Below are 12,041 nucleotides of genomic sequence, written 5' to 3'. Positions count from 1 at the left end.
AGGCAAGTATTCACTGCTATCCCTTACGCTGAATACTGATTATTGTAGTGTCCGTCCGTTTCCAGGTACCGGACATAAACGGACGGACGGACACTTGCCCTGTAAAATTTACGCTGGGCTAAACTCGCGTGAGCGGGAAAAATCGCACTATTTTACCACAATTTAACCAGGTTTTTATAATAGTTATAATTTTGACAGATGAAAAGTTTATGGGCAGTTGCAGATAAATATTATTCGCTATCAGATACATCAAAAACATTATTAGCCGGCCTTGCCCGCGAAAAACTGATTGCAAAAGACCAAACTTACTTAAGGACCGGTGAAATCCCTAAATATTTTTCGTTCATTAAAAGTGGTTTACTTTCTTATTTTTATACTGACAGGGATGGAAACAAAATAATTAAAAGATTTTTTGCTGAAAATAGTTTTACCGCAGCTACTTCGGCATTAATTACAAAAACTACCAGCTTATTTACTATACAAGCGTTAGAAGAAACTCATGTTATCCAGTTCAATTTTAATGATTTTATGGAACTTGTTTATAGCCATCATGATATAGCGTTGCTTTATATCAAATACCTTGAGAAAAACTGGGTAATTGATAAGGAGCCTGATGAAATTATATTGAAGCAACAAACAGCAAAACAACGTTATCTTGAATTTATTAATACTAACAATACTATAGTTAACCGTTTAAAACAGCATCAGATAGCTTCGTACTTAGCTATTACCCCCACTCAGCTTTCACGCATAAGAGCTGAAATTTAATTTGGCGCCCTCAACATATGTAAATGTTTTAAAAAAAGATGGTGGGTATTTTTGTGTTTAACATATAAACACATGGAATATACAATTCTGATTTTAGTAAATGCAACAAACCAATGGCTATCATTACCACGCGCCGAAAGGGATGAGTTTGTTGAAAAAGAACTACAGCCCATTTTAAAAAAATACAGCTCATCATGCAATGTAAAGCTTTATGATTCAGATTTTACGCATCCTGCCGTTTCAGACTTTTTAATTATTGAAACTAACGACTTAAAGGAGTACGGTTACATGATTGGTTATTTAAGAGAATCTAAAACCTTTGCAGTGCCTTACTTTGAAATTAAAGATCTTATTGTTGGCGTAAATAATAACTTCAGAGGCTCTTTATCTATTGGGAATATAGTAAAAAGTTAAGTTGGTTAGCATATTTAAAAATTAGGCAGGCTAAAGTTAAATTTTAGGTTTTAGCCTGCTCAATGCTTTCTGCCAATATTAAGATAATTCTGCCGGTTGGAGCATAAGACCATACTATGCTTGTCAAGCTTTAAATTTAGCAAGTGTTTGATCGATAAGCGGTTCTAATTCAAGAAAATTATTTGAAAGCTTAATGATCTCCTCCTGCATTTTATCCGGATCATATGCTATCCATCCCTGCATTAATGTTAAAGGCCCGTAATGCACATTTACATTAGGCCATTGCCGTTCAAACTCCAAAAAGCTAACTCTAAAACTGTCTGCAAATTTTCTGCTTTCTATTTTATACCCTTTCAAAAGCCTCAATTTAAAGGCGTGTATATTGTAAAATAATTTTTGTTGCGCTATATCTGAATCACTGATCCAGATTGAAAAGAAAATTCTGGTTTTCGCAGTTAGCGGGTCAGCAGATGGGCCTGCCCAGGATTTCTTATATAATTTCAAGAAAACAGAATCTCCGTATAATCCAGTCGCAACTTCCAGTTGTTTCCCAGCTAATACGTTCTTATCAATCTGATTGGCCGCATTTTGAAATAGCTCCAGGTAAAAAGGCGTGTCCATATTATTTAATTGATGGGTGCTACCATTTCATTCAATCTCTCCCCATTAACAACCAGGTAATCATAACCAAAGGTTTTGTTTTTTTGTTACAATTACTTTAAGGTTATTAAATATAAATGTACTGTTTTTATCCCTTTATTTGGCCCAAAGCCTGTTCAAGCGTATATCGTTTAAATCCAAATAGTAGAGAGCTTCGGCGCTCGCCGGCCTCCCGAGTTACGCTGCGCTAAACTCGCGGGATGCGTGTTTGTAGAATATTGAAAACTCAAATTTATAATTATGAGTTTTATATATTAGCAGAAGCTAAACCTCATCTATGGAAATTATATGAAGCAAGCATTTATATATAGTTTAAAGGCGTGGTTGGCAACTACTGCAATTGCTGTAATTAGCATGCTATCAGTTATTTATTATGCACTTAGCAAGCCGAATCATGTTAAAGAGTGGCTTGATCCATTCTTCGGCTTAATTGTTCTTGGTTTTATTAGTCTATTGTTTATTCCTGCCTGGGTTTTATTTAGTTTGCTTTTAGAGCCAGTTAGTAAAGGAATTGTTCCAACCTGGAAGCAGAAATTATTATTGAGTTTAGTTGCTTTTATATTGATAGCAGTAAATTCCCTACCTCTTATAATAATAGCTTATCCTGGATATCAAGCAGGGGCTATATACTTACCTTTTATGATACTTAGTATATGGTTAAACAAACCATTTAAAGCCAATACGTTAATCATTAAAGATGAAGCAAGCCCTGTCATTTAGCGTAAATGTATGGCTTACAACTGCAATCCTCGGGATGCGTTTTTCCATGCTTATTAAGATCTGTATGGATAACCATCCTTCATTAAACCAGTGGCCAGAAATATTTGCAACGGCAAAGTATGACATACCTGTAAGCTTAGTGGGTTGCTTTCCTTCCTACCTGTTGTTTGCATTGGCTACCTGGGTATTGGCGAAACCTAACAGCAACATAGTAAAACTTAAACTGCTGCTTACACTAATCGGTGTCGTTCTGTCCATAGTACCTTTTCTGCTGATCCTTACTAATCAATTACTCAACATCAATTATCTTCCTGATCTATTGCCCGAATTAATAGGTTATTCTATAGTTACCGTAGCAGCGATATGGTTATATAAAGTGAAGTTGCCAAAGGCAGATACTGTTGAAATAGCTAATTTTAATGATCAATTATGAAGCAAGCCATAATATATAGCATATGCGCCATTACCACGAGTTACGTTACGCTAAACTCGCGGGAGCGGTGAAGTTGTATATACAACTATGCCGACAACCCTAAAAGACAAAAAAGCCCGGCTGGTGTGGCCGGGCTACTAATGTTATTGTTTAAGGTACTTAGATGCGGGCTTTGTATAAAACCTAATTATCGTAGAATCAGGATCCCTTGTAATTTTCGATGGCGGCTCAATTTTTAGGATGTCTTTTAACGCATTCATCTTTTCTTGATAGACACTAAAACCTTTGAAATGTAAACTTGTAGACGTAGCAGGGTCGTTGGCATTCTCAAGTAAATATGGAATAAACTCCTTTTTGCCTGATTTACCAGCTTGGTAAGCTCCGTTAATTCTATCTTCAAGATTCTTACTTTGCAGCAACTTTACGATGTCATTATCACTTTGCTTACAAGCGGCCAGTAATAGAATTAAGATCAATATTTTATTAATTTGTTGCATTGTTTAATTTCCTCCATAATGTTGCATTCCTGTTACCAACCCAGGTATATAGACCGGATGCGAGAGTTCCGACCCGAACACCGCTGGCGATGTTAAAGAAGGTGAGATAGAATCGCCTAAAGGTATTCTTAATGGCACCCCTGCGTTTTCGAGTCCGCTTATTATCACGCTTATACAATTCATCAGAAATAAATTATAATTACCTGGATTTGAAGTATTATTTGATAAGTAACTCTGTAAAGAAGATAGTTGTCCGGAAGTTATGCTCAAAGTGTATTCTGTATATCCCTTCGGCCCATAGTGACTATTGAAGTCGTTCCTTGTCGAAACTCTTACACTACCTTTGCTTGACATTAAATCTTTTGAACCATATCCGCAACCATCCCTACTTGTTGGATAATATCCAAACACATAATTGGAGTTTAATGAATAGCGGTCTGTCATACGTCTATCAAACCAGAGTCATCTGCTACAAAAATCTTTATGGCCATCCCCCCTGATTGGCAACCAGGTAATCATAACCAAATGTTTTGTTTTTTTGTTACAATTACTTTAAGGTTTATTAATTATAAATGTACTGTTTTTTCTCCCTTTATTTGCCGCTGCTCCCGCGAGTTACGCTGCGGTAAACTCGCGGTAGCAGGATAATACTCTTGCATAACATTCTTGCTATCTTCATTCATTAAACCTCTTCTTCTGCCTATCCATATGTCACCTATGCGTTTATTGTAATAGGCTGTTCCATCCTCTTGAACCATCTTAGCATACCCATCGGCAAATAAGTCTTGTCCAGAAAAATCAGCATACTCTAAGTCGCTCTCAAAGTGAACAAGCTCATCATCTGCAAGTATCCAATCAAAAAGAGTAAGATCATACTTAGCATTGGCAAACCACTCAAAAGGGAATTGCCTTTCAATATCCGACTCACAACTGAAACGCTTAAATTCACCAGGCTGCTTCATCTTATGACAAATAATTTCAGAACTAATATAGGCAGGATCATAAAGCCATAATTGGAGATCATGTGGTATATTTAACTCCTTAAACGTTTGCTCCCATTTGTTAAAAGCAAGTATGAATTTAGCCACAATAAGTTTGTAGAACCAGAGAGGAGGCTGACGTTTGTCTAATCTATAGAAAGGTGAAAGATAACAGCGTTCATATGTATGCCTCCCACTTTCAGTTAAGAAGTATTTTAGGTATGGCTGTTTAATGCTTTCACCCCATCGCTCAAGTTGTTTTATTCTGCGTTTCCATCCTCTAATTTTCTTTTGTTTTGGATTGTAAGGATACATAAGTATTTAAGGTTACTACTAAGGTAGCAATTATAAAGCTATTAGGCCTGGCGTTACTAATGTGTTCAGGTAATACACCTGTAGCATCTCACCGCCCAATAAAGCGCCTATCTCTTAAACGTGGGTAGATAAAAGAGGAAACCACGAGTTTACGCTGGGCTAAACTCGCGGGAGCAGAGTAAGTAATGAGGCTTTTGTCCGTCCGTCCGTTTACGTCCGGTATTTGAAACGGACGGACAGGCATTGCAGGGTTGTTAGTGTTTATTATTTGAAAGATTTCAGGCATCTATTTGGCCAGACGACGACCGATCATAGGGTACCTGAAAGGATATGATTGTTCCCTTACCTTCGTCGCTTTCCAGCGTGATCTCACCACCCTGGCGGTTAATCAGTTCGCGGCATAAATATAACCCCAAACCTGTTCCCGGTTTTTGACCGCCCGCCTGGTAATAAGGTGTAAACAATTGCCCCTGCCTGTTTTTCGGAATACCCGAACCGGTATCGCTTACCTTTACAGTTAACTGATAGCCTGTGTTACCCGCCACAAGTTCGCCTTTTACAAAAACGCCTCCGCTGTCTGTATATTTTATGGCGTTGCTCAGTAAATTAAGCAATACTTGCTTGAGCCGGAAACTATCGCCTTCAACCACCACATCGGCCTGTTCATTTAATGTTACTTCCAGTTGCAGGTTTTTATTTTCGGCCATAAAGCGCATGGCCTCTATCGATTCCCTGATTGCCTCGCCGGGCTTAAAGGGCCCGCTTTTACGGCCTTCGGCATAGCCTTGTTCTAATTTACTGGCATCCAAAACATTGTTGATGGTTTCCAATACCAGGCCCGAAGCCAGGGTGATAGTTCCCAGTTTTTTTTCCTGCTGCTCAGATAACGGCGTCCTTTTCATCGTATATACAGCACCGTTAATTGCCATTAATTTATTGCGGATCTCGTGGCTCATGATGGCAAGTATCTCTGACTTTTGACCAGCCAGCCGGATGGCGCGGTCGTTTTCAACCCGGATACGTCTTTCAGCCCAGCCGGCCCGGCGTACATATATCACTAATAAAACAATAAAAACCAATACGGCTACCAAAGCAATACCGGTAAAGGTATTAAGATCGCGGGTTGCCGAGGCATAGGCTTTTAAAGTGGCTTCCCGGCTGCGTTCATAAGCAAGCTGATCAATATCCTGCAACTGCCGCGTTAGTTGCCGCAACTGTGTTAACAGGTTAAGATTGGCGGCTACCAGGGCCTGGCCTGATAAGGCCATCCGGCCATATTGGGAGCCAAGCTGAGCCAGCAAACTTTTCGCAGCCGCATCAGAAATTCCTGCCTTTTCGCGCTGTTGCTGGCGTACGGTAAGTATTTTTACAGATTGTGTGGCGTGTAAGGCATCCTTTAACCTGCGCAGCAAACTGTTTTTGGTCGTTTCTTTTTTAGTAGTTACAACGGTATCCGTACGTACCGCTAAGGAAGCCCTGGTTGTGAGGCTTGTTAAGTTGTGGATACGATCAAAAGTAGTGACCCGGAGTAATGAATCGAAGTTTTTCCGGAGGCTAAATAATTGTCGCGACAGGTCAAGCTTATGCTGCAGCTTTTGTTCCAGTTGCTTACGGCTTTCGGGAAGCGAGGTATCGCCCCCCTGCCGGTAACGATCAATAATGGTATTCATACCGCGAAAGATCGTATCCAGCCTCCGCTGATAGATGGCCAGATCAGCCGGGCTGCCATCCGCTGCTGCTTTCTGAAAGCTATTTTCAGCAACGTCCAGATCTACCAGCAAGGCACTGATACCCTGGCGGTAAGATGGCGTTTTTAATTGCGCGCTAAGTTTATCCAGTTTAACGGTGATGGAATGCCTTAAAATAAAAGATCCTGTTGTTACCAAAAAAGTAAACAACAGGAAAATAATAAAAACACGGTTAATAATACGCGAAAAATTGCCTGCCTTTGTAGCCATACGCTAATTTACATTAAACTATCAAAGGCTGCATAAATTTTTAAACATCACTTTGTTGCAGTTTGGAGATTTTTTCTTTGGTCTTATCAATCTCCTTATTCAGATCCTTGATCTTTTTCTGATCTTTTTTTACTTTATCATTTGCGTCTTCGGCATTACCGGTTTCATTGGCGGCTTTCTTTGCTGCTTTAGCTGCCTTTTTGGCATCGCCTGAGTCACCACCTACTGCAGAGGCAGCCTGGCTGCGGCTTTTTTCCTGCGCCTTACTTGAACTGCTGGCGGCTTCTTCGGCAGCAGTCTGCTCATCCGGCAATCGGTTCTGAACCTTGGTCAACTCCGCTTGCAGGTCGGTCAGCTTTTCATTTAACTTCCGTACCTGGTTATTGATTTTAACAGTATCACGTTTGGTAGAATCATTTTTTTCAGCAGCCCGGGTGGCGGTTCCTAAACCAAGCATCAGGGCAATCATTAGTATTTTTTTCATGGTCGTTTATCTAAATTTTATTCAAATGAACGTCAGTAGAAAAAAATTGACAAACCGCATCGACGAAAACTAAACCTCATCCGACGAATTTGTGTGTTGAGCCGTTTGATGACATGATTTAGATAGCCGCAGTATGGATATAATTTAGCTGACTGCATGAATTATGATACCTGCTGCTTGTATAAATGTTCATTAAATTTTTCATGAGGAAGAAAACAACATACCGCTTTACCAGCGGACGAACATCAACTACAGTGCGTTAAAGCCACTCACGAAACTCAGCCTTAAAGGCATCGCGGTATTGTTCGGTAACCGGGATAATGGTTTTACCGAACCTGATGGTAAGGTGTTGAATATGCTCGATCTTGTCAAGGTTTACAATAAAAGAACGGTGTACACGCATAAACCGGTATCCGGCAAGGCGCTCCTCCATTGCTTTCAGGGTTGATAAGGCAATGATCATCTTATCGCCGGTGAATACTTTTACATAGTCTTTAAAGCTTTCCAGGTAACTGATATCATGGATATTGACCCTTATCAGGTCATGTTCTACCTTCAGAAATAAAAAATCATCCGTTGTGGGCCTGGCTGGCGTAAGGGTGAGCGACCGCACCTTCGCTGCGGCACGGTAAAAATCTTCATAGGAAAAAGGCTTTACCAAATAATCTACAGCATCTACTTTATAACCGGCCACGGCGTATTCGCGTGATCCGCTGATCAGGATCACCCGCGGCGCTATCCGTACAGGCAAGTCTTTAAGGGTTCCGGCGAAGGTTACCCCGTCAATGCCGGGCAAATTAATGTCAAGCACCAATAAATCAATACCACCGGTTTCCAGTTTTTTTAACGCTGCCGGCGCATTGTCATAACAGCCCGCCAGGTGTAAAAAAGGGGTTTGGCCAACCATTTCGCATACGTAGGCATTTACTTCAGGATCATCATCAATGACCAGGCAGTTAAGCGCTTTTTCCATTGCGCTAAGATACAATGGATCGTTATCCGTTGCAACTGCGCCACACCTCAATTAAAATGCTTTTTGGGTATATTACTATGGGCTTAAACCGCCTGCAAAAAAACCTTGTACAAAGCCTATAGACTTCTTGATACTAAAGGGTAAGTGAAGATATATTAAATGCCCCACCCACCGGAACAATTTGCACCCCGATGTGCAGTTGGTGTCGTTCGGCTCGGTCTACCTTTAGTTTATTTACAATGTATGACCGATGTACTTTCAAAAATTGATTTGCCGGTAACAGTGCCAATGTATCGGCCATGGTAAGACGTGAGAGTATTGTGCGCCCGTCTGCCAAAATAAAACTCATGTAATTGCCACCGCTCTCCAGGTAAAGTATATCATTGTAACTGATCTTTAGCTGCTCATATCCCGATTTAATAAAGATACTGTCGGATGCTGCCGGCTTATAACTTTGTTTGGCCTGCAATTGCTCGTTTGCCTTGTTGCAAGCTTTCAAAAACCGGGTAAAGGCAAATGGTTTCAGCAGGTAGTCAACTGCGTTAAGCTCGTAGCTTTGTACAGCATGTTCTGAATAGGCGGTAGTAAATATCACCATTGGCTTTTGCTGAAGGCTTTCCATCAATTCCAAGCCTGATAAATCAGGCATTGTAATATCCAGGAACAATAAATCTACTGAGCCTTTTGCTATGTATTCAATCGCTTTAAAAGCATCTGTAAAGCATTCGGTAAGTTCTATGAACGGCACCTTATCCGCGTGCGAACGGATCACCTCTAACGCAAAAGGTTCATCATCAATAGCTATTGCTCTTATCATTTATAAGTATTGCTGTATCTGTTGGTAAAGATCGGCTTTATCGCTTGGGCGTTTGGCATTTGCCTGCACCAGTTTACCGTTTTTATCAAATATAAAATAAGTTGGGTAATAACGTGTACCTGCGCCTTTGGGTAGCAGTTCGTCCCAAAATTGTTCTATATCTTTACTGCTCTTACGGATGTGCAGTCCGGTCATGCCGTTAACTTTTATAAAATCACGCCATTGGCCGTCTTTCATGTCGTCGTCCATATCAAGGTAAACAAAAGCTACATCTTTACCCTTAAATTTTTGCTTTAATTCGGGGTTGTAGCGTAACTCTTCCTTGCATGGGCCGCACCATGTGCCCCAGATATCCAGGTACACTACCTTACCTTTTAGTTTGCCGATGGCTTGGTATATCGAATTCATTTTATCGTACCCATCAACAACGATGATCTCCTTATTAGCCAGATTTTTGGCAAGCAGCAACTCAAGGGTATTGATCTTGGTTTGCAGATACGGGATGTATTTACTCTGTGGATAGATCGATTTCATCTCATCCATCAGCGGCTTGGCATAGGCTAAATCTTTACTGCTACACCTGTAAAAAATATTTTGTGCCAGCCAGGTTTCGGCAATGTTTTTTGGGTAAGTATTACGCACCAGTATCCAGTTAATGAATGATTTACCCTTTAATTTAGATACCGTGTTACCACTATCCAGCGTAATGTTGTAATATTTAAGCATGGTTTTAGGGTCAGTTTTTTGTGCCGAAGTCAATCCCTTAAACGCCAGGATTTCGTAGTAGCCAATGTAGCTATCAGCAAATTGATAATACATAGGCCCGGCAGGCAACACTTGCGGGGCAAGGGGAACACCTTTGTAAATTGTTTCTACAAAATCAAAAATCTGTTCCCTGCCGGTTTTCATAATGCCACGCGCAAAGTAATTGAGCTGTAAAATATAATTGGCCTCTATCTCCTGAATTATCAACTTTTTATTAGCTGGGGATACCATAGACGATTGAACCAGCGCTATATTCTTGTCGCGCGTTGCCATCCATGGTTTTACAACCTGCTCCTGCAAATCTGCCGGGCCTAATTTGGCGTAAGGGTTACTCTTATACTCCTCCGCAAAGAATGGAATGCCGTTTAAGTCGAATTTATCTATCAAACGGTTTTCGGCAGCTGCTGTACCATTAAAGCTGGCGCTGCTATCCGCCGGATCGTAGTTCATCACCAATGATTTGCCGGGGGTTAGCAATAAGTAAACTGCCTTATTGTTAAACCGGATATTGCCAAATTTTTGTTGCGGCAAATTCAAATTGATCTTAAAATTACCTTTGGCATCAACGGGAATAGCTACATCATTATCGTGATAAAACCCGTAAACATAGGGTATGTTGATGTAAAAAGTATCAGCCTTGGCAATGCCCGCAATGTGGCCACTGAATTTGAATTGTGCAGAGGCATTTATGGCTGTACCTATAAGTAACAGGAGTGTAAATAGTTTTTTCATAATAGTTGCAGGGTTAGTTTGATAATAAATTCGCTTTGATTTTGGCGGATCACCAGCTCATGGTTATTTGGATAAAGTAATTGCAAACGCTGTTTTACATTCTCAAGCCCAATGCCTGATCGTTGCCGTTCCGGGTCATTAACTTTTTCAGCGTGCAGGCTATTGTCAACATCTAACTGTAAAACATTGCCGTTTAATTGCAGGCTTATATTGATCCATGATTGATGCTGAAAGCTGATGCCATGTTTGTAAGCGTTCTCTATAAAGGGGATAAGTAGCATGGGCGCTATGTTAAACCCATTGTTTTTATCTGTGATGTTTGCGTTGACAGCAATATTATCCGAGTGGGCAATCCGAAGGTTTTGTAAGCTAATGTAATTGTGCAGGTATTCCATTTCCCGGGTCAGAAGAATCTTATCCTGTGTGTTCTCATGCAGCATAAAGCGCATCATATCCCCTAATTTCTGGATGCCCTCGCCAGTCTTTTCTGCTTTCTCAGATAGGGCGGTACCATAAAGTGTGTTCAACACATTGAATAAAAAATGCGGGTTGATCTGCGAGCGTAAAAACTGCAGGTTAGCATCTGATGCGCCAAGTGCAGTTTTTAAAAAGCGGATCTGTTTGTACTTTTCTTCATTAGCCAGGTAAACCCACCATGAAATGATGGTACTGATAATAAACGGTGGCAGCCAGCTCAAAATAATGTAACCCATTAACGACCAGTGGTGCGAAACCTGTAATAAAAGAGCCACTTCAATAAAGCCAAGGACTATACCTGTAGCCAATATGCTTAAAATATATTTGGCAAGATCGGGGTTAGTGTTTTGTTTGTAACGGGGAATAAGCCAGAATATATTAAGGAAATAAACACTAAAACAAAAAGGCAGCACAAACAGGTAAAGCGGACCAAAATTTGTAAAGAACCAGGTAAAGCGCAGTATCCAGAAAGGAATTAAAATGGCCAGCCAGATGGATAAGACAAGGCTTATCTCCCTTATGATGCGCGCTGACATACTTGGATTTTTAAGATACTGCCTGTACTGGTACAAGATAGCTTCCCTTACCAAAACATATATGCCATAGATTAGCAGATACCCAAAAGCCATGCTGAACCCGCGACTAAACAGCGCCATGTTAGCACTGTAACCGTTGCCATAGTTTTTATAAATCCAATCGCGCAGATAACTTTGATCTATCATGAACACGGTGCCGGTTATGGCAAGGGTAAGCAGCGTTAATGTGAATGCATGGCTATGCTTTTTTTGAAACAAATAATCAGGCAGTACATAATAATTTAATAACAGGAAAGCCCCATAGGTTACAACTACCATAGATAGATTAGGTAATAGATAGCCAACAAAGTATGCAATGCCGGTTTGCCCCCGGTTTACAGAATCACCGTAACTGCTGAAACCACTTTGTACACCAACATACAGCATCAACGCAAAAAATGCTGTTGCTATCCAAAATTCTATTATACTATATTTCATGCGATGACCGTATTTATGATACAAGCATACGGCAA

General features: G+C 40.4%; 13 protein-coding genes. 4 read left to right on the top strand and 9 right to left on the bottom strand.

All coding sequences use genetic code 11. From position 1 onward, the window contains the following. Nucleotides 1–198: 198 nt before the first annotated feature. Both ACQY4U_RS16690 and ACQY4U_RS16685 read left to right on the top strand, forming a co-directional pair. The gene (locus tag ACQY4U_RS16690; RefSeq protein WP_428330585.1) at nucleotides 199–768 is read left to right on the top strand and encodes a Crp/Fnr family transcriptional regulator; all 570 of its coding nucleotides are present in this window, start codon (nucleotides 199–201) and stop codon (nucleotides 766–768) included. A gap of 72 nt (nucleotides 769–840) precedes the next feature. Beyond that, nucleotides 841–1,182: a darcynin family protein gene (locus tag ACQY4U_RS16685; protein ID WP_428330584.1), complete on the top strand. Its 342-nt coding sequence runs from the start codon at nucleotides 841–843 to the stop codon at nucleotides 1,180–1,182. Nucleotides 1,183–1,305: 123 nt separating this feature from the next. Here the strand turns inward: ACQY4U_RS16685 and ACQY4U_RS16680 are convergent, their stop codons facing one another. Then, a complete protein-coding gene (locus ACQY4U_RS16680; protein WP_428330583.1) occupies nucleotides 1,306–1,803 on the bottom strand; it encodes a hypothetical protein in 498 nt (165 codons plus the stop codon). A 327-nt stretch (nucleotides 1,804–2,130) separates the two neighbouring features. On the opposite strand from ACQY4U_RS16680, the gene ACQY4U_RS16675 reads away from it, so the two are divergent. Together ACQY4U_RS16675 and ACQY4U_RS16670 are read left to right on the top strand one after the other, a co-directional pair. Beyond that, nucleotides 2,131–2,562 (top strand): hypothetical protein, encoded by a 432-nt coding sequence (locus ACQY4U_RS16675; protein ID WP_428330582.1) that lies wholly within the window; start codon nucleotides 2,131–2,133, stop codon nucleotides 2,560–2,562. After that, complete coding sequence (locus tag ACQY4U_RS16670) at nucleotides 2,540–2,995, top strand: hypothetical protein (RefSeq protein WP_428330581.1); 456 nt, start codon at nucleotides 2,540–2,542, stop codon at nucleotides 2,993–2,995. Before ACQY4U_RS16675 ends, ACQY4U_RS16670 begins: the two co-directional genes overlap by 23 nt. A gap of 143 nt (nucleotides 2,996–3,138) precedes the next feature. On the opposite strand, the gene ACQY4U_RS16665 is transcribed toward ACQY4U_RS16670, so the two are convergent. From ACQY4U_RS16665 to ACQY4U_RS16630, 8 genes are all read right to left on the bottom strand, one after another. After that, nucleotides 3,139–3,492, bottom strand: a complete 354-nt coding sequence (locus ACQY4U_RS16665; protein ID WP_428330580.1) for a hypothetical protein — start codon at nucleotides 3,490–3,492, stop codon at nucleotides 3,139–3,141. Nucleotides 3,493–4,058: 566 nt separating this feature from the next. After that, nucleotides 4,059–4,787, bottom strand: coding sequence for a hypothetical protein (locus ACQY4U_RS16660; RefSeq protein WP_428330579.1), 729 nt, complete (start codon nucleotides 4,785–4,787; stop codon nucleotides 4,059–4,061). A gap of 278 nt (nucleotides 4,788–5,065) precedes the next feature. Next, nucleotides 5,066–6,745: a sensor histidine kinase gene (locus ACQY4U_RS16655; protein WP_428330578.1), complete on the bottom strand. Its 1,680-nt coding sequence runs from the start codon at nucleotides 6,743–6,745 to the stop codon at nucleotides 5,066–5,068. Between the two features lie 40 nt (nucleotides 6,746–6,785). Then, nucleotides 6,786–7,229 (bottom strand): hypothetical protein, encoded by a 444-nt coding sequence (locus ACQY4U_RS16650; RefSeq protein WP_428330577.1) that lies wholly within the window; start codon nucleotides 7,227–7,229, stop codon nucleotides 6,786–6,788. A gap of 259 nt (nucleotides 7,230–7,488) precedes the next feature. Continuing rightward, nucleotides 7,489–8,202 (bottom strand): LytR/AlgR family response regulator transcription factor, encoded by a 714-nt coding sequence (locus ACQY4U_RS16645; protein WP_428330576.1) that lies wholly within the window; start codon nucleotides 8,200–8,202, stop codon nucleotides 7,489–7,491. Nucleotides 8,203–8,335: 133 nt separating this feature from the next. Then, nucleotides 8,336–9,019, bottom strand: coding sequence for a LytR/AlgR family response regulator transcription factor (locus ACQY4U_RS16640; protein WP_428330575.1), 684 nt, complete (start codon nucleotides 9,017–9,019; stop codon nucleotides 8,336–8,338). Then, on the bottom strand, nucleotides 9,020–10,516 hold the full coding sequence (locus ACQY4U_RS16635) for a TlpA family protein disulfide reductase (RefSeq protein WP_428330574.1): 1,497 nt from the start codon (nucleotides 10,514–10,516) through the stop codon (nucleotides 9,020–9,022). Continuing rightward, nucleotides 10,513–12,006, bottom strand: coding sequence for a sensor histidine kinase (locus ACQY4U_RS16630; RefSeq protein ID WP_428330573.1), 1,494 nt, complete (start codon nucleotides 12,004–12,006; stop codon nucleotides 10,513–10,515). Before ACQY4U_RS16630 ends, ACQY4U_RS16635 begins: the two co-directional genes overlap by 4 nt. Nucleotides 12,007–12,041: the final 35 nt, after the last annotated feature.

The sequence above is a fragment of the Mucilaginibacter sp. genome (assembly GCF_965277465.1).
GTDB lineage: Bacteria > Bacteroidota > Bacteroidia > Sphingobacteriales > Sphingobacteriaceae > Mucilaginibacter.
The sequence above is the reverse complement of the archived record's forward strand: the minus strand, read 5'-3'. Positions and strand labels throughout refer to the sequence as shown.